The organism is Pseudomonas sp. PGPPP1 (assembly GCF_002255865.1).
Taxonomy (GTDB): Bacteria; Pseudomonadota; Gammaproteobacteria; order Pseudomonadales; family Pseudomonadaceae; genus Aquipseudomonas; species Aquipseudomonas cremoris.
On record NZ_NKIG01000001.1, the window covers coordinates 1 to 23,143 of the forward strand.

General features: G+C 59.4%; 20 protein-coding genes. 9 read left to right on the plus strand and 11 right to left on the minus strand.

What is annotated here, in order from left to right:
* The 6 genes from purB to CFE47_RS00030 form a co-directional block, all read right to left on the minus strand.
* On the minus strand, positions 1-922 hold a 922-nt coding region (purB, locus tag CFE47_RS00005; protein WP_286834907.1), incomplete at its 3' end, for an adenylosuccinate lyase.
* A 123-nt stretch (positions 923-1,045) separates the two neighbouring features.
* Positions 1,046-1,669 (minus strand): high frequency lysogenization protein HflD, encoded by a 624-nt coding sequence (hflD, locus tag CFE47_RS00010; RefSeq protein WP_185706642.1) that lies wholly within the window; start codon positions 1,667-1,669, stop codon positions 1,046-1,048.
* Positions 1,666-2,790: a tRNA 2-thiouridine(34) synthase MnmA gene (mnmA, locus tag CFE47_RS00015; RefSeq protein WP_286834908.1), complete on the minus strand. Its 1,125-nt coding sequence runs from the start codon at positions 2,788-2,790 to the stop codon at positions 1,666-1,668. The genes hflD and mnmA overlap by 4 nt, the downstream gene beginning before the upstream one ends.
* A 59-nt stretch (positions 2,791-2,849) precedes the next feature.
* Positions 2,850-3,296 carry an NUDIX hydrolase gene (locus tag CFE47_RS00020; protein WP_286834909.1) on the minus strand — a complete coding sequence of 149 codons (447 nt, stop codon included), beginning with the start codon at positions 3,294-3,296 and terminating at the stop codon, positions 2,850-2,852.
* 62 nt (positions 3,297-3,358) lie between these two features.
* Positions 3,359-4,576 carry a serine hydrolase domain-containing protein gene (locus CFE47_RS00025; RefSeq protein ID WP_502695415.1) on the minus strand — a complete coding sequence of 406 codons (1,218 nt, stop codon included), beginning with the start codon at positions 4,574-4,576 and terminating at the stop codon, positions 3,359-3,361.
* A gap of 172 nt (positions 4,577-4,748) precedes the next feature.
* Positions 4,749-6,974: an NADP-dependent isocitrate dehydrogenase gene (locus CFE47_RS00030; RefSeq protein ID WP_286834910.1), complete on the minus strand. Its 2,226-nt coding sequence runs from the start codon at positions 6,972-6,974 to the stop codon at positions 4,749-4,751.
* A gap of 493 nt (positions 6,975-7,467) precedes the next feature.
* Between CFE47_RS00030 and icd the strand changes: the two genes are divergently transcribed.
* Positions 7,468-8,724, plus strand: a complete 1,257-nt coding sequence (gene icd, locus CFE47_RS00035) for an NADP-dependent isocitrate dehydrogenase (protein WP_286834911.1) — start codon at positions 7,468-7,470, stop codon at positions 8,722-8,724.
* 81 nt (positions 8,725-8,805) lie between these two features.
* On the opposite strand, the gene cspD is transcribed toward icd, so the two are convergent.
* Positions 8,806-9,084 carry a cold shock domain-containing protein CspD gene (cspD, locus tag CFE47_RS00040; RefSeq protein WP_286834912.1) on the minus strand — a complete coding sequence of 93 codons (279 nt, stop codon included), beginning with the start codon at positions 9,082-9,084 and terminating at the stop codon, positions 8,806-8,808.
* A gap of 224 nt (positions 9,085-9,308) precedes the next feature.
* Here cspD and clpS point away from each other — a divergent pair, with 224 nt between their 5' ends.
* Both clpS and clpA read left to right on the plus strand, forming a co-directional pair.
* Positions 9,309-9,677 (plus strand): ATP-dependent Clp protease adapter ClpS, encoded by a 369-nt coding sequence (gene clpS, locus CFE47_RS00045; RefSeq protein ID WP_185706654.1) that lies wholly within the window; start codon positions 9,309-9,311, stop codon positions 9,675-9,677.
* A 29-nt stretch (positions 9,678-9,706) separates the two neighbouring features.
* Positions 9,707-11,977, plus strand: coding sequence for an ATP-dependent Clp protease ATP-binding subunit ClpA (gene clpA, locus CFE47_RS00050; RefSeq protein ID WP_016975531.1), 2,271 nt, complete (start codon positions 9,707-9,709; stop codon positions 11,975-11,977).
* A gap of 258 nt (positions 11,978-12,235) precedes the next feature.
* Here the strand turns inward: clpA and infA are convergent, their stop codons facing one another.
* From infA to aat, 3 genes are all read right to left on the minus strand, one after another.
* Positions 12,236-12,454, minus strand: a complete 219-nt coding sequence (gene infA, locus CFE47_RS00055; RefSeq protein WP_002553999.1) for a translation initiation factor IF-1 — start codon at positions 12,452-12,454, stop codon at positions 12,236-12,238.
* A 100-nt stretch (positions 12,455-12,554) separates the two neighbouring features.
* Positions 12,555-13,262, minus strand: a complete 708-nt coding sequence (locus CFE47_RS00060) for an arginyltransferase (RefSeq protein ID WP_286834914.1) — start codon at positions 13,260-13,262, stop codon at positions 12,555-12,557.
* Positions 13,263-13,317: 55 nt separating this feature from the next.
* Positions 13,318-13,998 (minus strand): leucyl/phenylalanyl-tRNA--protein transferase, encoded by a 681-nt coding sequence (aat, locus tag CFE47_RS00065; RefSeq protein ID WP_286834915.1) that lies wholly within the window; start codon positions 13,996-13,998, stop codon positions 13,318-13,320.
* Positions 13,999-14,496: 498 nt separating this feature from the next.
* Here aat and CFE47_RS00070 point away from each other — a divergent pair, with 498 nt between their 5' ends.
* From CFE47_RS00070 to cysG, 6 genes are read left to right on the plus strand one after another with little or no spacing between them, the layout of a single operon-like run.
* The gene (locus CFE47_RS00070; RefSeq protein ID WP_286834917.1) at positions 14,497-16,905 is read left to right on the plus strand and encodes a DNA translocase FtsK; all 2,409 of its coding nucleotides are present in this window, start codon (positions 14,497-14,499) and stop codon (positions 16,903-16,905) included.
* A 54-nt stretch (positions 16,906-16,959) separates the two neighbouring features.
* Positions 16,960-17,583, plus strand: coding sequence for an outer membrane lipoprotein periplasmic chaperone LolA (gene lolA / locus CFE47_RS00075; protein WP_286834919.1), 624 nt, complete (start codon positions 16,960-16,962; stop codon positions 17,581-17,583).
* 27 nt (positions 17,584-17,610) lie between these two features.
* Positions 17,611-18,933 carry a replication-associated recombination protein A gene (locus tag CFE47_RS00080; protein ID WP_286834921.1) on the plus strand — a complete coding sequence of 441 codons (1,323 nt, stop codon included), beginning with the start codon at positions 17,611-17,613 and terminating at the stop codon, positions 18,931-18,933.
* Positions 18,933-19,307, plus strand: a complete 375-nt coding sequence (gene crcB / locus CFE47_RS00085) for a fluoride efflux transporter CrcB (protein WP_286834923.1) — start codon at positions 18,933-18,935, stop codon at positions 19,305-19,307. The genes CFE47_RS00080 and crcB overlap by 1 nt, the downstream gene beginning before the upstream one ends.
* Positions 19,308-19,323: 16 nt before the next feature.
* Positions 19,324-20,604 (plus strand): serine--tRNA ligase, encoded by a 1,281-nt coding sequence (serS, locus tag CFE47_RS00090; protein ID WP_286834925.1) that lies wholly within the window; start codon positions 19,324-19,326, stop codon positions 20,602-20,604.
* The gene (gene cysG, locus CFE47_RS00095; protein WP_286834927.1) at positions 20,605-21,999 is read left to right on the plus strand and encodes a siroheme synthase CysG; all 1,395 of its coding nucleotides are present in this window, start codon (positions 20,605-20,607) and stop codon (positions 21,997-21,999) included.
* Between the two features lie 137 nt (positions 22,000-22,136).
* Here the strand turns inward: cysG and CFE47_RS00100 are convergent, their stop codons facing one another.
* Positions 22,137-23,135: a glutathione S-transferase family protein gene (locus CFE47_RS00100; RefSeq protein WP_286834929.1), complete on the minus strand. Its 999-nt coding sequence runs from the start codon at positions 23,133-23,135 to the stop codon at positions 22,137-22,139.
* Between the last annotated feature and the right edge of the window lie 8 nt (positions 23,136-23,143).

Consider the following 23,143-nt stretch of genomic DNA (forward strand, 5'->3'; position numbering starts at 1 on the left):
AGTCGATCGGGTTGACCTTGTGCGGCATGGTCGACGAACCGATTTCACCGGCAATGGTGCGCTGCTTGAAGTAGCCCAGGGAGATGTAGCCCCAGATATCGCGATCGAAGTCGATCAGGATGGTGTTAAAGCGCGCAATGGCGTCGAACAGCTCGGCGATGTAGTCGTGCGGCTCGATCTGCGTGGTGTACGGGTTGAAGCCCAGGCCCAGTTCGTCTTCGATGAAGGCGCGGGCGTTTTCTTCCCAGTCGATCTCAGGGTAGGCGGAGATGTGGGCGTTGTAGTTACCCACGGCGCCGTTGATCTTGCCCAGCAGCGGCACGGCCGCGACTTGAGCGATCTGACGCTCCAGGCGGTACACCACGTTGGCCAGTTCTTTGCCCAGGGTAGTCGGCGATGCCGGTTGGCCGTGGGTGCGCGACAGCATCGGCACGTCGGCAAAGCGGATAGCCAGTTCGCGGATGGCGTTGGCGGTCTGGCGCATCAGGGGCAGCATCACGTCATCACGGCCTTCACGCAGCATCAGGGCGTGGGACAGGTTGTTGATGTCCTCGCTGGTGCAGGCAAAGTGGATGAACTCGCTGACCTGGGCCAGTTCCGGCAGCTTGGCCGCTTGCTCTTTGAGCAGGTACTCGATGGCTTTTACGTCGTGGTTGGTGGTGCGCTCGATCTCTTTCACACGTTCGGCGTGTTCGAGAGAGAAGTTTTCCGCCAGGGTGTTGAGCACAGCGTTGGCTTGCGCGGAGAACGCCGGCACTTCGCTGATGGCGGGGTGAGCGGCCAGGCGCTGGAGCCAGCGCACTTCAACCAGAACACGAGCACGGATCAGGCCGTATTCGCTGAAAATAGGGCGCAGGGCCTGGGTTTTGCCGGCGTAGCGGCCGTCAACAGGGGAAACCGCAGTGAGCGAAGAGAGCTGCATGGGGTGTTCTCGGACAGTCGGGCAACGAAATGGGGCGCGTATCATACATGAAAAAATCCGCCGGTCCGTCGCCAACTGACCGGCGTATTACGCGTAATGCTTGAACGTGGTGGTTGCTGCGACTTATTCGTTGCGCATCAACGGGTAAAGCTCTTTGAGCAATTTGCGACGGCTGATGACCAGCTGCCAACGATGACCCCCCAACTGGCGCCACAACCGCGCCGAACGAATACCGGCCAGGAGCAGGGCGCGGATTTTCGAGGCGTTGTTCGGTTGCTGCAAGTTGCGCATGTCGCCGTGGACCTGGATCCGCTGGCGCAAGGTGCTCAAGGTGTCCTGGTACAGCGCACCGCAGGCCGCGATCACGTTTTCGTGGGCTGGGCCGAAATGTTCTACCTGGGACTGAATCTGTGGAAGACGCTTGCCGATGACTTCGAGCATATCTTCGCGCTTGGCCAATTGGCGCTCAAGGCCGAGCATCGACAGCGCATAGCGCAACGGCTCGCGCTGCAGGGTGCTGGGGTCGCGCTCCAGGGCGCCGATCAGCGCTCGGTACCCTTCACGCAGCGCCAAGTCGTCGCCACCATAAACTTCCAGGGTGTCCTTGGGGTCGCGGATCAGCAAGCTGCCGAGCATGCAGGTCAGGCCTGCCTCGGTGACCTGGCCGGTCTTGGCGATCTTGTCCACCAGTACGGCGGCGAGGAAAACCCCGCCCAGCGCCGTCAACTGCTCCTGGATTGGGTTCATGCCTTGTTGCTCCAGGCTTGCGCGACTTCAATCACGCCGCCGCCCAGGCAGATTTCGCCGTCGTAGAACACCACAGACTGGCCAGGGGTGACGGCGCGTTGCGGGTCATCAAAGGTGGCGCGATAGCCGGTAGCGGTTTTTTCCAGGGTGCAGGGCTGGTCGCTCTGGCGATAGCGCACCTTGGCGGTCAGGCGGCGTGGAGTACTCAGGTCGATCGGGTTGACCCAATAGATTTCCGAGGCCAGCAGGGCGCCCGAGAACAGCAAGGGGTGTTCGTTGCCCTGGCCGACGATCAGCTCGTTGTTTTCAAGGTCTTTGACCAGCACGTACCACGGCTCTTCGCCGGCGTCCTTCAAACCGCCGATGCCCAGGCCCTGGCGTTGGCCGATGGTGTGGTACATCAGGCCATGGTGGCGGCCGATGACTTCGCCTTCGGTGGTCTTGATCTCGCCCGGTTGTGCCGGCAGGTATTGCTTGAGGAAGTCGCTGAAGCGGCGCTCACCGATAAAGCAGATCCCGGTGGAATCTTTCTTCTTGGCGGTGGCCAGACCGTGTTTCTCGGCGATCTTGCGCACTTCGGGTTTTTCCAGCTCGCCCACCGGGAACAGGGTCTTGGCGATCTGTTCACCGCCGACTGCGTGCAGGAAGTAGCTCTGGTCCTTATTCGGGTCCAGGCCCTTGAGCAGTTCGGTGCGGCCATCGATGTCGCGGCGGCGCACGTAGTGGCCAGTGGCGATCAGGTCTGCACCCAGCATCATGGCGTAGTCGAGGAACGCCTTGAACTTGATTTCGCGGTTACACAGGATGTCCGGGTTCGGCGTACGGCCGGCCTTGTATTCGGCCAGGAAGTGCTCGAACACGTTGTCCCAGTACTCGGCGGCAAAATTGGCAGTGTGCAGCTTGATACCGATCTTGTCACACACGGCCTGGGCGTCCGCCAGGTCGTCCATGGCGGTGCAATATTCCGTTCCATCGTCTTCTTCCCAGTTCTTCATGAACAGGCCTTCCACCTCATAACCCTGCTCCATGAGCAGAACGGCGGAAACGGAAGAGTCCACGCCGCCGGACATGCCGACGATGACGCGCTTCTTTTGTGTGTCAGAAGGGGCTGGATCACGCATAGGGTTTCAACGGGTGTCTTGAAAAAGGACGCGATTCTATCAGGCTCGGGCCTTCAAGGCTAAAGAGAAGGGCGGATCAATTCGAGACTGTGACGCTGGCCTGCCAAATAATCATCGATGCAGCGGATGATCAGCTCGCTGCGCCAGGCGTCGCGAACGTCCATCAGTTCGTCGCGTGTCAGCCAGCGGGCGCGCAGGATGCCTTCGTCGAGTTGATAGTCGGGGTGGTGTTTCAGCGCTTTGGCGATGAAGCAAACCCGTTGATAGGTCACGCCATTGCTGGGCGCGGTGTACAGGTAGATGCCCACGATACCGGTGGCTTCGACGTCCCAGCCGGTTTCTTCGAGGGTTTCGCGTACCGCGGCCTCGGTCAGGGTTTCGTGCGGGTCGAGGTGGCCGGCAGGCTGGTTGAGTACGGCGCGGCCGCCCTTGAGTTCTTCGACCATCAGGAAGCGGCCGTTGTCTTCGACGATGGTGGCGACGGTGATGTGGGGTTGCCAGGTCATGGAGAGGTCTCGAACGATCGGAGGGGCAGGCGCACATCATACAGAGGCGCCGCCCCAACCGTTTACTTCGCGGCTTTGGTAATGGCGTCGAAGGCGACCATGTCATCGATCACTTCGCCGCCCGTGGCTTTGGTTTGCGCTTGCCACACAACGATCACCACATTCTGGGTGGGGTTGAGGTAGATGAACTGACCGAAGATGCCTGCGGCCGTAAAGGCTTTGTCGGCCTTGGAGGCGTCAGTCCAGGCGGGCCACCACATGGAGGCGAAGTCGCCATATGCGGGGTCGGTGCCGGTGGTGGCGCTGGCGAAGCTCATCCAGCCTTGGGGCAGGACTTGTTGGTTGCCGGCTTTGCCGCCGCTGAGTACGAACTGGCCGAAGCGACCGTAATCCTCCAGCGTTGCGCTGATACCGCTACCGCCCACTTCGTTGCCGTTGGGGCCGTCGAGCCACCAGTTGGCGTCGGTTTGCATGCCGTAGGGGGCCCAGATCTTCTCGCTCAAGTACTGCGCCAAGGGCTTGCCTACGGCAGCGCTGACCAGTTGCCCCAGCACTTGTGTCTCGCCGGTGCTGTAGTTGGTACGGGTGCCAGGGGGCGCCGCGCTGGGCAGGCTCGCCATGAACTTCAGGGCTGAGCCGGGCACTTGTTCGGTTTGCAGCTTGAGCATCATGCGCCGGTCGGAAGTGGGGTCGGCGTATTTCTCGCTCCATTTCACCCCGGAGCGCATCGCAAGCACCTGGCGTACGGTGGCCTGGTCGTAACCGCTGCCGGCCAGTGCGGGCAGGTAGCGGGTCACTTTGTCGTCCAGGCTTTTGATGGAGCCATCCTGCAGTGCGGCGCCCACCAGGGTTGAGGTAATGGACTTGGCCACCGACATCGACATCCAGCGGGTCGCCGGTGTGTTGCCTTTTTCGTAGCGTTCAGTAACGACTTGGCCGTTCTTGATCACCAGCAAGCCTGTTACCCGATTGAGGGTGACGTAGTCATCGAGGCTGTAGTGCTTGCCTTCGTAGTCGAACGAAACCGCACCCAGGGGTTGGCTGCTGCGCGGTAGTGGAAAGGGATGGCCGCCGGCTGGAATGGTACGCACCGGAAACAGGCGGTCGATATTGCGGAAGGTGCTGACGGCGGCGTCGGGACTGAGTTTGCCGTCGTACATTGTTTGCACGTCGCCTATGGATTCTTGTGCATGGGGGTAGGTGGGTGAGTGGCTTGCGCAGGCGCTGAGCAATGCAATTGCCGAGGCCCAGGTCAGCACCTTGAAATGGGTTCTTTGCATAATGACTTCCCTTTTATTGTTTTCCGAATGGCTCGAGCAAACAACACAAAGCAAGTCCTGCGCCCATTTGCAGGAAAAAGGCCAAAAAAAATCCGGAGCCCTTTCAGGTTCCGGATTTTTCTGCTGGGTGAAGATCAGCGGGCGATCTTCACTTCAGCCACACCGTGAAGCATCACACCAGCGCAGCGATTGCCGTGTTGAGGGTGTTGCTTGGGCGCATGGCTTTGCTGGTCAGCTCTGGGTTTGGCGCGTAGTAGCCGCCGATGTCCACAGCCTTGCCTTGAACGGCGTTGAGTTCGGCAACGATGGTTGCTTCGTTCTCGCTCAGGGTTTTGGCCAGTTGGCTGAATTGCGCCTGCAGTGCAGTGTCTTCGGTCTGGGCAGCCAGGGCTTGAGCCCAGTACAGCGCCAGGTAGAAGTGGCTGCCGCGGTTGTCGATGTTGCCGACTTTGCGCGATGGCGACTTGTTGTTGTCGAGGAACTGGCCAGTGGCCTGGTCCAGGGTCTTGGACAGTACCAGGGCTTTCGGGTTGTTGTAGTTCACACCCAAATGCTCAAGGGAAGCCGCCAGGGCCAGGAACTCGCCCAGGGAGTCCCAACGCAGGAAGTTTTCTTCCAGCAGTTGCTGCACGTGCTTCGGAGCCGAACCGCCAGCGCCGGTTTCGAACAGGCCGCCGCCGTTCATCAGCGGCACGATGGACAGCATCTTGGCGCTGGTGCCAAGCTCCATGATCGGGAACAGGTCGGTCAGGTAGTCACGCAGAACGTTACCGGTCACCGAGATGGTGTCCAGGCCCTTGCGGGTACGCTCCAGGGTGAACTTCATCGCGTCGACTGGGGACATGATGCGGATGTCCAGGCCTTCGGTGTTGTGGTCTTTCAGGTAGGCCTGAACTTTCTCGACCACAACGCCGTCGTGCGCACGCTTAGGGTCCAGCCAGAAGATGGCCGGGGTGTTACTGGCGCGGGCGCGGTTGACGGCCAGTTTGACCCAATCCTGGATCGGCGCGTCTTTGGTCTGGCACATGCGGAAGATGTCGCCGGCTTCGACGTTCTGTTCCATCAGCAGGTTGCCCTTGCTGTCGGTGACGCGGACTACGCCGTCAGCCTTGATCTGGAAAGTCTTGTCGTGGGAGCCGTACTCTTCGGCTTTCTTGGCCATCAGGCCAACGTTTGGCACGCTGCCCATGGTGGTTGGGTCGAAAGCGCCATTGGCCTTGCAGTCTTCGATGACCGCTTGGTAGATGGTGGCGTAGCAGCGATCCGGGATCACGGCCTTGGTGTCGTGCAGTTGACCGTCGGTGCCCCACATCTTGCCGGAGTCACGGATCATGGCCGGCATCGAAGCGTCGACGATGACGTCGCTCGGCACGTGCAGGTTGGTGATGCCTTTGTCGGAGTTAACCATCGCCAGCGAAGGGCGAGCGGCGTAGACCGCTTGGATGTCAGCTTCGATCTGCGCTTGCTGGTCAGCCGGCAGGGCCTTGATGCGAGCGTACAGGTCGCCGATGCCGTTGTTCAGGTTGAAGCCGATCTGCTCCAGCACAACAGCGTGCTTGGCCAGGGCATCTTTATAGAACTCGGCAACGATCTGGCCGAACATGATCGGGTCGGAGACCTTCATCATGGTGGCTTTCAGGTGAACCGACAGCAGTACGCCTTGTTTCTTGGCGTCTTCGATTTCAGCGGCGATGAAGCTGCGCAGGGCTTTCTTGCTCAGCACGGCGGTATCGATGATCTCGCCAGCTTGTACCGAGGTCTTTTCCTTCAGGACGGTCGCGGTGCCGTCTTGAGCGATCAGCTCGATTTTCACAGCATCAGCGGCTTCGATCTGCACGGCTTTTTCGCTGCCGTAGAAGTCACCGTTGTTCATGTGCGCGATGTGCGACTTGGAGTCGGCAGCCCAGGCGCCCATTTTGTGCGGGTGCTTGCGTGCGTAGTTCTTGACCGACAGCGGCGCGCGGCGGTCGGAGTTGCCTTCGCGCAGTACCGGGTTCACGGCGCTGCCCTTGACCTTGTCGTAACGTGCACGGGTTTCTTTTTCCGCGTCGGTGGTTACGGTTTCCGGGTAGTCCGGCAGGGCGTAGCCCTGGGCCTGCAGTTCCTTGATCGCGGCTTGCAGCTGCGGAGTCGAGGCGCTGATGTTAGGCAGCTTGATGATGTTGGCTTCAGGCGTAACGGCCAGGTCGCCCAGTTCGGCGAGGTGGTCCGGGATGGCCTTGGCGCCCAGTTGCTCGGGGAAGCTTGCGAGGATGCGCCCGGCGAGGGAAATATCGCGGGTTTCCACAGCAATATCAGCGGAAGCGGTGAAGGCCTCTACGATAGGCAGCAGTGAATAGGTGGCGAGGGCTGGGGCTTCGTCGGTGAAGGTGTAGATGATCTTCGAGCGGGTGGGCATATTCGGATTAACTCTCTTCTTTGCTGAAAGCGTGCGCAGAAACTCGAGATGCGCCGGGTGGAGCGCGTTCGTTCAAAGTCATCCATGAGCGAAATGTCGAGGTTTCTTCGCGGTGATGTTGGGTTGCATCAGTCGAGCGTCAAGCGTTTGGACTATTGTAATAGTCCTGCTTTCTGGCTGAAGGCCACTGTCTAGAGCGGTCAGCCGTCGTGACTCTTGGGTCAGCGGCGGCATTATACATAGGTCGCTATGCTTACGCCGAGCCTTCATACAAAAGGTGTGTCGTCCATTGGTCTAAAGGTCGCAGGTACCTCGTTGCGCCCAAAGTCGCATGGCGTGCTCAAGATTGGCGATTTTGCCTTTGATTTCAGGCTTGTAGGCGACAAATTATGCTGTTTTCGATGCAAATGAGCATGGCGTGAGGTTTCAGTCGCCATTTATCTGGAGTAGGCTCGAACGCAGCCAGATGTTCAATCCATAGATGGAGTTCAGCATGGGATACAAGAAGATTCAGGTTCCAGCCGTCGGCGACAAAATCACCGTCAATGCAGACCATTCTCTCAATGTTCCTAATAACCCGATCATTCCTTATATCGAAGGTGACGGTATCGGCGTCGACATCAGCCCGGTGATGATCAAGGTGGTCGACGCAGCTGTTGAAAAGGCCTACGGCGGCAAGCGCAAAATCTCTTGGATGGAGGTATATGCCGGCGAAAAGGCCACTCAAGTCTACGACCAGGACACCTGGCTGCCCCAGGAAACCCTGGATGCGGTCAAGGATTACGTGGTTTCTATCAAGGGCCCGCTGACGACCCCGGTCGGTGGTGGCATTCGTTCACTTAACGTGGCCCTGCGTCAGCAACTCGATCTGTATGTGTGCCTGCGCCCAGTGCGCTGGATTGAAGGTGTGCCTAGCCCGGTGAAGAAGCCGGGCGACGTGGACATGACTATCTTTCGTGAGAACTCCGAAGATATTTACGCCGGTATCGAGTGGAAGGCTGGCTCGCCGGAAGCGATAAAAGTGATCAAGTTCCTTAAAGAAGAAATGGGCGTTACCAAGATCCGTTTTGACCAGGATTGCGGGATTGGCGTCAAACCTGTTTCGAAAGAGGGCACCGAGCGTCTGGCGCGTAAAGCCCTTCAATATGTAGTGGATAACGATCGCGACTCGCTGACCATCGTGCACAAAGGCAACATCATGAAGTTCACCGAAGGTGCCTTTAAGGAGTGGGCCTACGGTATTGCCGAGAAAGAGTTCGGCGCAACCTTGCTCGACGGTGGTCCTTGGATGCAGTTCAAGAACCCCAAGACCGGCAAGAATGTGGTGGTCAAGGATGCCATCGCCGATGCCATGCTCCAGCAGATCCTGCTGCGCCCAGCAGAATACGATGTGATCGCGACGCTTAACCTCAACGGTGACTACCTTTCAGATGCACTGGCGGCGGAAGTCGGGGGCATCGGTATTGCTCCGGGAGCTAACTTGTCTGACACCGTGGCGATGTTTGAGGCTACCCACGGCACTGCGCCGAAATATGCCGGTAAAGACCAGGTCAACCCGGGCTCACTGATCCTGTCGGCAGAAATGATGTTGCGCCACCTGGGTTGGACCGAGGCGGCTGACTTGATCATCAAGGGCACCAACGGCGCGATCTCGGCCAAAACCGTGACGTATGACTTTGAGCGCTTGATGGAGGGCGCGAAACTGGTCTCGTCGTCGGGCTTTGGCGATGCGTTGATTTCGCATATGTAAAGAAGCGCCAGAGTAAAACGGCCACCTCAAGTTGACTGGGGTGGCCGTTTTTTTGTTGGGCGCTTCACGCTCGTCGGCGGGTCAGGCCATTAGTTTCTTTTCTTTATGAGCGTATGGGCTTGCACTTTTATCAGCCACTTCGGCTTTGACTGCATCGATATTCACGGCGTGCAGTCCTTTTGGTCCCTGAATGATCTCAAAGCTTACCGCTTGGCCCGCCTTCAGCGTTTTATACCCTTCCATGATAATCGCTGAGTAATGCGCAAACAGGTCCTCGGTTTTTCCTTCTTCGTTGATGAACCCATAGCCTTTGGCATTGTTGAACCATTTGACCTTGCCATTGATCTTGACGCCAGACATAACCATATCCCTCTGCACCAGACTCCATCACTGGAGTATCATCCAGTTTATCCGTCCTAACCCGAATAAATAAGGTTGACTGCGCGGACCTTTTTTACCCACTGTGGGTTCTATTGGTTGTAACACCGATTTGCCGATAGTCAAGGCGACCAGTCGGTCAGAGTTGAAATTCTGACAGGTCGCCCCCACCACTGTATTTGAACCACTGACGAACCTTTCTTTCCATGCATGCAAACAGCCAGATTCGACTAACATTCAATCAGGATCGACCGGATCAGGACCATGATGACGACGGTTCTGCAGGCATTGCTGTTCAGGAGGCCAAGCCTGCCTTACAGGCACCGCCGATGTATAAGGTGGTTTTGTTCAATGATGACTACACACCGATGGATTTCGTGGTCGAAGTGCTCGAGGTGTTTTTTAACCTGAACCGCGAGTTGGCGACCAAGGTAATGCTGGCCGTTCACACAGAAGGACGGGCAGTATGTGGAGTGTTTACCCGCGACATCGCCGAGACAAAGGCCATGCAGGTCAACCAGTACGCCAGGGAAAGCCAGCATCCGCTACTCTGTGAAATCGAGAAGGACGGTTAACGCCGACCACTTGGGTATGAGGTGAAGCTATGTTAAACCGCGAGCTCGAAGTCACCCTCAATCTTGCCTTCAAGGAGGCCCGTTCGAAGCGTCATGAGTTCATGACTGTCGAACACCTGCTGCTGGCACTTTTGGATAACGAAGCTGCCGCCACCGTTCTGCGTGCGTGCGGCGCCAACCTCGACAAACTCAAGCATGACCTGCAGGAGTTTATCGACTCCACAACGCCACTTATTCCCGTCCACGATGAAGACCGTGAAACCCAGCCAACCCTGGGCTTCCAGCGAGTACTTCAACGTGCTGTTTTCCATGTGCAAAGCTCCGGTAAGCGTGAAGTCACAGGCGCCAATGTGCTTGTGGCGATCTTCAGCGAACAGGAAAGCCAGGCAGTGTTCCTGCTCAAGCAGCAGAGCGTTGCCCGTATCGATGTCGTCAACTACATCGCCCACGGTATCTCCAAGGTGCCTGGGCACGGCGATCATTCCGAGGGTGAGCAGGATATGCAGGACGACGAGGGCGGTGAGTCTTCTTCTTCGGGCAATCCACTGGATGCCTATGCCAGTAACCTCAATGAGCTGGCGCGCCAGGGGCGGATCGATCCGCTGGTGGGGCGTGAGCTTGAGGTTGAGCGTGTAGCGCAAATCCTTGCACGTCGTCGCAAGAACAATCCGTTGCTGGTGGGTGAGGCGGGCGTGGGTAAAACCGCGATTGCCGAAGGCCTGGCCAAGCGCATTGTCGATAACCAGGTGCCTGACCTGTTGGCCAACAGCGTCGTCTACTCCCTTGACCTGGGCGCGTTGCTCGCCGGGACCAAGTACCGTGGCGATTTCGAGAAGCGCTTCAAGGCGCTGCTCGGCGAGCTGAAAAAGCGTCCGCAAGCCATCCTGTTTATCGATGAGATCCACACCATCATTGGTGCCGGTGCGGCATCCGGTGGGGTGATGGACGCCTCCAACCTTCTCAAGCCATTGCTGTCGTCGGGTGATATCCGCTGCATCGGCTCGACCACGTTCCAGGAATTCCGCGGGATCTTCGAAAAAGATCGCGCGCTGGCACGTCGTTTCCAGAAAGTTGATGTGTCCGAACCTTCGGTTGAAGACACCATTGGCATCCTGCGCGGGCTGAAGGGGCGCTTTGAGGCGCACCACGGCATCGAATACACCGATGAGGCGTTGCGTTCTGCCGCCGAGTTGGCGTCACGCTACATCAATGACCGGCACATGCCGGACAAGGCCATCGACGTGATCGACGAGGCGGGGGCGTATCAGCGCCTGCAGCCGGTCGAGAAGCGTGTGAAACGCATCGACGTGCCTCAGGTCGAGGACATCGTGGCCAAGATCGCGCGGATTCCGCCTAAGCATGTCAACAGCTCCGACAAGGAGTTGCTGCGTAACCTGGAGCGTGACCTCAAGCTCACCGTGTTCGGCCAGGATGCGGCGATCGACGCGCTGTCTACCGCGATCAAGCTTTCGCGTGCGGGTCTCAAGTCGCCGGACAAGCCGGTCGGTTCGTTCCTGTTCGCAGGGCCTACCGGCGTCGGCAAGACCGAAGCGGCGCGGCAATTGGCCAAGGCCATGGGTATTGAGCTGGTGCGCTTCGACATGTCCGAGTACATGGAGCGTCATACCGTGTCGCGCCTGATCGGTGCGCCTCCGGGCTACGTCGGTTTCGACCAGGGCGGTCTATTGACCGAAGCGATCACCAAACAACCGCATTGCGTATTGCTGCTCGATGAAATCGAGAAGGCGCACCCGGAAGTCTTCAACCTGCTGCTGCAGGTCATGGATCACGGGACCCTCACCGACAACAACGGGCGCAAGGCGGATTTCCGCAACGTCATCGTGATCATGACCACTAACGCCGGTGCCGAAACGGCCGCGCGGGCCTCGATCGGCTTCAGCCATCAGGATCACTCTTCCGATGCGATGGAAGTGATCAAGAAGAGCTTTACGCCGGAGTTCCGCAACCGTCTGGACACCATTATCCAGTTTGGTCGCCTCAGTCATGAGGTTATCAAAAGCGTGGTGGACAAGTTCCTTACCGAGCTCCAAGCGCAGTTGGAAGACAAGCGCGTGCAGCTGGAAGTGACGGATGCGGCGCGCAGCTGGCTGGCCGAAGGCGGTTACGATGCGGCAATGGGTGCTCGCCCAATGGCGCGTCTGATCCAGGACAAGATCAAGCGGCCGTTGGCCGAGGAGATCCTGTTTGGCGAGCTTTCCGACCATGGCGGCGTAGTGCATATCGATCTGAAGGACGGCGAGCTGACCTTCGAATTCGAAACCACGGCTGAAATGGCCTGATCGCTGATCGCTATACAGCAAAAGGCGCCGAAAGGCGCCTTTTTGCTGTGTGCATAATCAGGCCGACCGCTCTTTCATGGCCTCTGAAGATCCACTGTGGGAGCTGGCTTGCCTGCGATAGCGGTGTATCAGTCACGCACGGGCAGACTGAACCATCGCTATCGCAGGCAAGCCAGCTCCCACAGGGTCAAGCAGTGATTGGTAAATAGCGCACACACAAAAACGCCCGGCATAACCGGGCGTCTTGTATTGACTTGCTTAGCGAGCGCGGTAAGTGATGCGCCCTTTGCTCAAGTCATAGGGCGTCAGCTCGACGCGCACTTTGTCACCGGTAAGAATACGAATGTAGTTCTTGCGCATCTTGCCGGAGATATGCGCGGTTACGACGTGCCCATTTTCCAACTCCACACGAAACATGGTGTTGGGCAGGGTGTCGACGACAGTGCCTTCCATTTCGAAGCTGTCTTCTTTCGACATGCAGTAAAGCCCTCGGTATCCAGTGAATGGCCCGGTGCAACTGCGCCAGGCAAAAGCGGCGTGCATTGTGCCCGAAAAAGGGTGTTTAAGCCAAGGGGTTCTAGTTAAGCGTGACCCATCTTTGATTAATCAGCAGTTCTATGGGCCGATATTGGGTCTTGTAGTTCATCTTTTTGCAGTTTTTGATCCAGTAGCCGAGGTACACCGCCTCCAGCTCCAGGCGCAATGCCTCGCCAATTTGCCAGAGAATCGCAAAACGTCCCAGGCTGCGACGCTCCTCGGTCGGTTCATAGAAGGTGTAGACCGCCGATAGACCGTTCGGCAGTAAATCGGTCACGGCCACCGCGACCAGGCGGCCATTCGCACGAAACTCGTAGAAACGCGAGAAGGGCAGGTCGCGCACCAGGAATGTTGAGAACTGGTCGCGGCTGGGGGGGAACATATCGCCGTCAGCGTGCCGTTGCTCGATATAGCGTTGGTAGAGGTCGAAATACTCTTCGGTAAACCGCGGCTTGGCCGATGTCACCGTCAGGTCGGCATTGCGCTTGAGGATGCGCTTCTGATTGCGTTCTGGCAGGAACTGCGCCACGGGAATACGGGCCGGCACGCAGGCATTGCAGTTCTGGCAATGAGGTCGGTACAAGTGATCGCCACTGCGCCGAAAGCCCATCTCCGACAGGTCGGCGTAGACATGCACGTCCATAGGCTGGCTGGGGTCGAGGAACAGCGTGGTGGCCTGCTCGTCGGGCAGATAGCTGCAAGAGTGAGGTTGAGTGGCATAAAACTTCAAGCGCGCCAACTCGGTCATGATCAACCCTCGGATAAGCTTTGAAATAAGTGTAAGCCAGGTGCGCGCATGTCGCCTAAGAAACCCATGGTCCAGCGTTGGGTTGGTCCAGATGGTCGCGCAGGAAACCTGCGAAGTCGCTACGGGATATGGCGCGGGCACCCAGGCTGTGCAAATGATCGTTGGGCATCTGGCAGTCGATCAATACAAAGCCCCAGGTTTGCAATTGACGGGTCAAGGTGGCGAAGCCGAATTTCGAGGCGTTGTCGGCGCGACTGAACATGGATTCACCAAAAAACAATTGACCCATTGCCAGCCCATACAGGCCTCCCACCAATTTGCCGTCGTCCCACACTTCCACCGAATGGGCGTGGCCGCGACGATGCAATTCCAGGTAGGCGCTCTGTATGCCCTCGGTGATCCAGGTGCCATCGGCATAGGCGCGGGGTGCGGCGCAGGCCTGGATGACGGCGGCGAAATCCTGGTCGAACGTCACCGTGTAGCGCTGCTGGCGCAATAACTTGCCCAGGCTGCGGGACACGTGCAATTCGTCGGGGAATATCACGGTGCGCGGGTCTGGTGACCACCAGAGAATCGGCTGGCCTTGCGAAAACCATGGAAAGCAGCCGTGGCGGTAGGCTTGCACCAGTCGCTCGGCCGACAGGTCGCCGCCGGCGGCGAGCAGGCCGTTGGGTTCGCGCATGGCTTTGGCCAGCGGCGGGAATGTCAGTGAGTCGCGTTGTAACCAGGTCAGCATGGTATCCAGGCTTGCGGAAGGGGAGGGGAGTGGCAGGTATGGCACCTGTCGCGGCAGTGCTGATTATTGTCGACGCAGCGTCATCGGGCCAGCCCGAATCGGGCATTGAGGTGGATTAGCGTTAGCGGGTGTTTCTGCAACTCTATGCCGGGGATGCGGTCGTAATCGGGTTCGGGCAATGCAGGCCTTTTGCCAAGCTGGCCTGGATTGCTAAAAACAGCTCATAAGCCTTTGTCAGCAAAGGCAATGCATGCTCAAATTGAACATGTTGTGACACTTAAATTGGCTATGCTGCTGGGTAAGGGGCAAGGGCGTGGCATCGCGGACGCAAACCCGTACAATGCGGCCTTTGTGGCGCTTTCGTCATTTCGCCAAGCAATCGCCCAGTGTTAAAAGTAGATTCAACGACGCTCGTTCATTTTTCAACTGCTCGGATTGGGCAGTATTTATCGTCATTCAATAGATGGACGCGCTAAAAGGCGCAGGAAAAGACCCGTTTTGAAGAAATCCGCCGCAACACCTAAAGCAGCAGTCGTGCCGGCCTGGCGCCAGCACCTGCACTATCGACTCAAGGAAGGCGCGCTGATCGCCATCGGCGCCCTGTGCCTGTTCCTGATGATGGCCTTGCTCACCTATGGCAAGGACGATCCGGGCTGGAGCCACAACAGCAAGATCGAAGACGTGCAGAACTTCGGCGGCCCCGCCGGTTCCTACAGCGCCGATATCCTGTTCATGGTGCTTGGCTACTTCGCCTATATTTTTCCGCTGTTGCTGGCCATCAAGACCTGGCAGATCTTCCGCCAGCGCCATGAACCGTGGCAGTGGAGCGGCTGGCTGTTCTCCTGGCGCCTGATCGGCCTGGTGTTTCTGGTGTTGTCTGGCGCGGCGCTGGCGCATATCCACTTCCATGCACCCACCGGCCTGCCGGCGGGCGCTGGCGGGGCGCTGGGCGAAAGCCTTGGCGACCTGGCGCGCAAGACCCTGAATATCCAGGGGAGCACCCTGATGTTTATCGCGCTGTTCCTGTTCGGCCTCACCGTGTTCACCGACCTGTCGTGGTTCAAGGTGATGGACGTGACCGGCAAGATCACCCTCGACCTGCTGGAGCTGTTCCAGGGCGCTGCCAACCGTTGGTGGGCGGCCCGTGTCGACCGCAAGCGCATGGTTGCGCAACTGCGTGAGGTAGACACCCGTGTCAACGAGGTGGTGGCGCCAAGCACCCCGGATCGCCGCGAGCAGGCCAAGGTCAAGGAACGCCTGATCGAACGCGAGCAAGCCCTGAGCAAACACATGTCGGACCGCGAGAAGCAGGTGCCGCCGGTGATCGCTCCCGCGCCGCCCAAGCCTGCCGAGCCGAGCCACCGCGTACAGAAAGAAAAGCAGGCGCCGCTGTTTGTCGACAGCGCCGTCGAAGGCACGTTGCCGCCGATTTCGATTCTTGACCCGGCCGAAAAGAAACAACTCAACTACTCCCCGGAATCCCTGGCCGCTGTTGGTCACCTGCTGGAAATCAAGCTCAAGGAATTCGGCGTCGAAGTGTCGGTGGATTCGATCCATCCCGGCCCGGTGATCACCCGTTACGAGATCCAGCCGGCTGCCGGTGTCAAGGTCAGCCGCATCTCCAACCTGGCCAAGGATTTGGCGCGCTCCCTGGCCGTGACCAGCGTGCGAGTGGTGGAAGTGATTCCCGGCAAGACCACCGTGGGTATCGAGATTCCCAACGAAGACCGCCAGATCGTGCGCTTCTCCGAAGTGCTGTCGACGCCGGAATACGACAACTTCAAGTCCCCGGTTACCTTGGCCCTGGGCCACGACATCGGCGGCAAGCCGGTGATCACCGACCTGGCGAAAATGCCTCACCTGCTGGTAGCCGGTACCACCGGTTCGGGTAAGTCGGTGGGTGTGAACGCCATGATCCTGTCGATCCTGTTCAAGTCCGGCCCGGAAGACGCCAAGCTGATCATGATCGACCCGAAGATGTTGGAACTGTCGATCTACGAAGGCATTCCGCACCTGCTGTGCCCGGTCGTCACCGACATGAAGGACGCCGCCAACGCCTTGCGCTGGAGCGTGGCCGAGATGGAGCGCCGCTACAAGCTGATGGCGAAGATGGGCGTGCGTAACCTGTCGGGCTTCAACGCCAAGATCAAGGAAGCCCACGAGCGCGGCGAGACCATTGATGACCCGTTGTACAAGCGCGAAAGCATTCACGACGAAGCGCCGAAACTGACCAAGCTGCCCACCATCGTGGTCGTGGTCGACGAATTCGCCGACATGATGATGATCGTCGGCAAGAAGGTTGAAGAACTGATCGCACGCATCGCCCAGAAGGCCCGTGCCGCCGGTATCCACTTGATCCTCGCCACCCAGCGTCCGTCGGTGGATGTGATCACCGGCCTGATCAAGGCCAACATCCCGACGCGCATGGCGTTCCAGGTGTCGAGCAAGATCGACTCGCGAACCATCATCGACCAGGGAGGTGCCGAGCAACTGCTGGGCCACGGTGACATGCTCTACATGCCGCCAGGCACCAGCCTGCCGATTCGGGTGCATGGCGCGTTCGTATCGGACGATGAAGTGCACCGTGTGGTGGAGGCCTGGAAACTGCGCGGCGCGCCGGAATACAACGACGACATCCTCAACGGCGTCGAAGAAGCCGGTAGCGGCTTTGAGAGCGGCGGCGGTGGCGGTGACGACGACGCTGAAACCGATGCGCTGTACGACGAAGCCGTGGCTTTCGTGCTCGAAAGCCGCCGCGCCTCGATTTCCGCTGTGCAACGCAAACTGAAAATCGGCTACAACCGCGCCGCCCGCATGATCGAAGCCATGGAAATGGCCGGCGTAGTGACCGCAATGAACACCAACGGCTCGCGCGAAGTCATCGCCCCCGGGCAGATGCGCGACTGATCCCGCGCCGCGTGGCAGCACGCGGCACGCCCTAACGACTCAATGAGGACTCCCATGCGTCTTATCCGCATGCTGTTGTTGCCGGCACTGGCCATGACCGCTGTTTCGGCCCACGCCGATCCGGCCTCTGTCGCCAGCCTGACCAACCTGTTGGACAAATCCAAGACCCTGACCGCGCGCTTCTCCCAGCTGACCCTGGATGCAGGCGGCACCCAGTTGCAGCAAACCGAAGGTGAAATGGCCGTGCAGCGCCCAGGCCTGTTTTACTGGCACACCGAAGGCAAGTCTGAGCAGACCATCGTCTCCGACGGCCAGAAAGTCACGCTGTGGGATCCGGACCTGGAGCAAGCGACCATCAAGAAGCTCGATCCACGCCTGAACCAGACGCCAGCGCTGCTGCTGTCGGGTGACGTGTCGAAAATCAACGAAAGCTTCGAAATTACCTCCAAGCAAACCAGCAACGTGATCGAGTTCACGCTCAAACCGAAGTCCAAGGACACGTTGTTCGACACCCTGAACCTGTCGTTCGGCAACGGTGTGATCAACAACATGCGCTTGATCGACAGCGTCGGCCAGCGCACCGATATCCTGTTCTCCGGGGTCAAGGCCAACCAGCCGGTGCCGGCCTCCAAGTTCAAGTTCGACATCCCCAAGGGTGCCGACGTGATCCAGGAATAATCTGCCCAGAGGTTTCAAACGCTGCCCATGGATTTGTTTCGAAGTGACCCGATTGCCCAGCCCCTGGCCGCGCGCTTGCGCTCGACCAACCTGGATGAGTACGTCGGGCAAGAACACCTGCTCGCTCGCGGCAAACCATTGCGCGAAGCCCTGGAGCAGGGTGCGCTGCACTCGATGATTTTCTGGGGGCCGCCGGGGGTGGGCAAGACCACCTTGGCGCGGCTGCTGGCGAAAGTCTCGGATGCGCACTTCGAAACGGTCTCGGCGGTGCTCGCCGGGGTCAAGGAGATCCGCCAGGCGGTGGACGTGGCCAAGCAGCAGGCCGGGCAGTACGGCAAGCGCACCATCCTGTTTGTCGACGAAGTGCATCGCTTCAACAAGTCGCAGCAGGATGCATTCCTGCCTTACGTGGAAGACGGCACGCTGATCTTTATCGGTGCCACCACTGAAAATCCTTCGTTTGAACTCAACAACGCTTTGCTGTCGCGGGCGCGGGTCTACGTGCTCAAGAGCCTGGATGAAGCCGCGATGCAAAAGCTGCTGCACCGCGCGTTAAGCGAAGACAAGGGTTTGGGTAAGCGCCAGCTGAGCGTCAGCGACGAAGGCTTCAAGATCCTGCTTACCGCCGCCGATGGCGATGGCCGCCGTTTTCTCAACTTGCTGGAAAACGCTTCTGACCTGGCCGAAGACGGCAGTGAGATAGGCGTCGACCTGCTGCAAAGTCTGTTGGGCGACACCCGTCGGCGTTTCGATAAGGGCGGTGAAGCGTTCTACGATCAGATTTCGGCGCTGCACAAGTCCGTGCGCGGTTCCAACCCCGACGGCGCCTTGTATTGGTTTGCGCGCATGATCGACGGCGGTTGCGATCCGCTGTACCTGGCGCGGCGCGTGGTGCGCATGGCCAGCGAAGACATCGGCAACGCTGACCCGCGTGCACTGAGCCTGTGCCTGGCCGCGTGGGATGTGCAGGAGCGCCTGGGCAGCCCGGAAGGCGAGTTGGCGGTGGCCCAGGCCATCACCTACCTGGCCTGTGCGCCGAAAAGCAACGCGGTGTACATGGGCTTCAAGTCAGCGTTGCGTGCGGCTGCCGAATACGGCTCACTCGAAGTGCCGCTGCACTTGCGCAACGCGCCGACCAAGCTGATGAAACAACTGGGCTACGGCGATGAATACCGCTACGCCCATGACGAACCGGACGCCTATGCGGCCGGCGAAGACTACTTCCCCGATGAGCTTGAGCCGCTACCGCTCTACCAGCCGGTGCCCCGTGGGCTGGAGCTGAAGATCGGTGAAAAGCTCAATCACCTCTCCCAACTCGATCGGCTCAGCCCCAAACAGCGGAGAAAGTAGTGCTCAAGACGATTCTTGCCGTGTCCGCAGCCGGCATCGCTGGTACATTATTGCGTTTCGCCACCGGTACTTGGGTCAGCGCCAATTGGCCCAGGTATTTTTATGCGGCGACCCTGGCGGTCAACCTGGTGGGCTGCTTGATCATTGGGCTGTTGTACGGCTGGTTCCTGTTGCGCCCGGAAGTGCCGATTGAAATTCGCGCCGGCTTGATTGTCGGCTTTGTAGGCGGTCTGACGACCTTTTCATCCTTTTCACTGGATACGCTGCGTTTGCTGGAAAGCGGGCAGGCCCTGGTTGCCTTTGGGTACCTGGGTATCAGCGTGTTCGGCGGGCTGCTCGCCACCTGGGCTGGCCTGTCCTTGACCAAACTTTGATAAACGAGAGACCGACATGCTCGATTCCAAACTGTTACGTAGCAACCTTCAGGACGTAGCGGACCGCCTGGCATCCCGTGGCTTTGCCTTGGATGTCTCGCGCATCGAAGCGCTGGAAGAACAGCGCAAGACCGTCCAGACCCGCACCGAAGCACTGCAGGCTGAGCGTAATGCGCGTTCCAAATCCATCGGTCAGGCCAAGCAGCGCGGCGAAGACATCGCGCCGTTGATGGCGGACGTCGAACGCATGGGCACTGAGCTGTCCGACGGCAAGGTCGAGCTGGAAGGCATTCAGTCCGAGCTGGATTCGATCCTGCTGGGCATCCCTAACATCCCCCACGAATCCGTGCCGATTGGCGAAGACGAAGACGGCAACGTCGAAGTGCGCCGCTGGGGCACGCCAAAAGCCTTTGATTTCGCGATCAAGGACCACGTTGCCCTGGGCGAATTGACCGGTGGCCTGGACTTCGAAACCGCTGCCAAGATGTCGGGCGCGCGCTTCTCGCTGCTGCGTGGCCCGGTTGCCCGTCTGCACCGTGCCCTGGCGCAGTTCATGATCAACCTGCACACCGCCGAGCACGGTTACGAAGAAGCCTACACCCCGTACCTGGTGCAGGCGCCGGCATTGATGGGCACCAGCCAGCTGCCGAAATTCGAAGAAGACCTGTTCAAGATCAGCCGTGACGGCGAAGCCGACCTGTACCTGATCCCGACTGCCGAGGTCTCGCTGACCAACATCGTCTCCGGCGAGATCCTCGACGCTAAAGAGCTGCCGTTGAAGTTCGTCGCCCACAGCCCGTGCTTCCGTAGCGAAGCCGGCGCATCGGGCCGCGACACGCGCGGCATGATCCGTCAGCACCAGTTCGACAAGGTCGAGATGGTGCAGATCGTCGAGCCGTCGACCTCCATGGAAGCCCTGGAAGGCCTCACCGCCAACGCCGAACGCGTCCTGCAACTGCTGGAGCTGCCATACCGCGTGCTCGCGCTGTGCACCGGCGACATGGGTTTCAGCGCGGTGAAGACCTACGACCTCGAAGTGTGGGTGCCGAGCCAGGACAAGTACCGCGAGATTTCGTCGTGCTCCAACTGCGGCGATTTCCAGGCCCGACGCATGCAGGCACGTTTCCGCAACCCGGAAACCGGCAAGCCGGAACTGGTGCACACTCTCAACGGTTCGGGCCTGGCTGTAGGCCGTACCCTGGTGGCGGTGCTGGAAAACTACCAGCAGGCCGACGGTTCGATCCGTGTACCTGAGGTGCTCAAGCCGTACATGGCGGGCGTTGAGGTCATCGGCTAAATGGAATTTCTGCCGCTGTTTCATAACCTGCGCGGCAGTCGTGTATTGGTCGTCGGTGGCGGGGAGATTGCCTTGCGCAAATCCCGGCTGCTGGCCGATGCCGGCGCGTTGCTGCGGGTGGTTGCTCCCCAGATCGAAGACCAGTTGCGTGAGCTGGTACTGGGCAGTGGCGGAGAACTGATTCTGCGCGGTTATCAGGAAGCCGACCTTGACGGTTGCACCCTGATCATCGCCGCCACCGACGACGAGTCGTTGAACGCGCAAGTGTCCAGCGACGCCAAGCGCCGTTGCGTGCCGGTCAATGTGGTGGATGCGCCCGCTTTGTGCAGCGTGATCTTCCCCGCGATTGTCGACCGGTCGCCGTTGGTGATTGCCGTGTCCAGTGGCGGCGACGCGCCGGTGCTGGCGCGCCTGATCCGCGCCAAACTGGAAACCTGGATTCCGTCCACCTATGGCCAACTGGCCGGGCTGGCCGCGCGTTTTCGTGCCCAGGTCAAAGGGTTGTACCCGGATGTGCAGCAACGCCGCGCGTTCTGGGAAGACGTATTCCAAGGGCCGATTGCCGATCGTCAATTGGCCGGGCAGGGCGCCGAAGCCGAGCGCCTGTTGATCGAAAAGGTCAACGGCGCAGCGCCCAATGCACCGGGTGAGGTTTACCTGGTGGGCGCCGGCCCTGGCGACCCGGACCTGCTGACCTTTCGCGCGCTGCGCCTGATGCAGCAAGCCGACGTGGTGTTGTACGACCGATTGGTCGCGCCCGCGATTCTAGAGCTGTGCCGCCGTGACGCCGAGCGCGTTTACGTCGGCAAGCGTCGCGCCGACCATGCCGTGCCCCAGGACCAGATCAACCAGCAATTGGTGGACCTGGCCAAGCAAGGCAAGCGGGTGGTACGCCTCAAGGGTGGCGATCCGTTCATCTTTGGTCGCGGCGGCGAGGAAATCGAGGAGCTGGCGGCCCATGGCATCCCGTTCCAGGTGGTACCGGGTATCACTGCGGCCAGCGGTTGCGCGGCGTATGCCGGGATCCCGCTGACGCACCGCGACTATGCGCAGTCGGTGCGCTTTATCACCGGGCATCTGAAGGACGGGACGTCGGACCTGCCCTGGCACGACCTAGTCGGCCCTTCGCAGACCTTGGTGTTCTACATGGGCTTGGTTGGCTTGCCGATCATTTGCGAACAACTGATCAAGCATGGTCGCGCGGCGGATACTCCGGCGGCGTTGATTCAGCAGGGCACCACGTCCAATCAGCGTGTCTTCACCGGCACCCTGGCGGATTTGCCACGCATGGTGGCGGAGCATGAAGTGCATGCGCCAACATTGGTGATCGTCGGTGAGGTTGTGGTGTTGCGCGAGAAGCTCAAGTGGTTTGAAGGCGCGCAGTCCCAGGTCTGACGTGGCTTTGTAGTGAGCGGGCTTTTCCCGCGCTGGGTGGCGAAGCCGCCCTAAACCCAGGCAATTCGGTCTTCCTGAAACACCGAGGCGGTCTTATTGGGGCGGCTTCGCCGCCCAGCGCGGGAAAAGCCCGCTCACTACATGCCGAATACCCGCTTGCCAATCAACCGCTCCCGATCATGCCCCGCATCAAACCCCTGCAACGGCCCCTTTGGCACAATGCCTGTCGGGTTAATCGTCCGGTGGCTGGCGTAGTAATGCCCCTTGATGTGCGCAAAATCCACGGTCTCGGCCACGCCCGGCCACTGATACAGCTCCCGTAGCCAATTCGACAAGTTCGAATAATCGGCGATCCTGCGAAAATTGCATTTGAAGTGGCTGTAGTACACCGCATCAAAGCGAATCAACGTGGTAAACAGACGCACATCCGCTTCTGTCAGGAACTCGCCCGCCAAATAGCGATGCTCGCCCAAGTGCTGTTCCAGGTAATCCAACTCGGCAAACACATCATCAAACGCGCTTTCATATGCCTGCTGCGACGTGGCGAAACCTGCGCGGTACACGCCATTGTTCACGGCAGGGTAGATACGTTCATTCAGCGCGTCGATAGTCGGGCGCAGCGCCTCGGGGTAGAAATCCAGTGTGTTGCCGGTTAGATCGTTGAACGCACTGTTGAACATGCGGATGATTTCCGCCGATTCATTGCTGACGATGCGATTCAATTTCTTGTCCCACAGCACGGGCACGGTGACGCGCCCCGTGTAGTCAGCGCTATCGGCGGTATAGCGCTGGTGCATGAATTCAAAATTGTCCAGCTTATCGCCTGTAGAGCCGTGGGTTTTGTCGAAGGTCCAGCCGTTTTCCAGCATCAGCCAACTGACCACGGATACGCCGATCAGGTCTTCCAGGCCCTTGAGCTCTCGCATGATCAGGGTGCGGTGGGCCCAGGGGCAGGCCAGGGACACATACAGGTGGTAGCGACCGGCCTCGGCCTTGAAGCCGCCTTCACCGCTCGGGCCAGGCGCGCCGTCGGCGGTCACCCAGTTGCGGCGTTGCGCCTGTTCGCGCTGGAAAGCGCCGTCTGCGCTACTTTCGTACCACTGGTCTTTCCAGTGTCCTTCGATCAGCAAACCCATGACTGGCT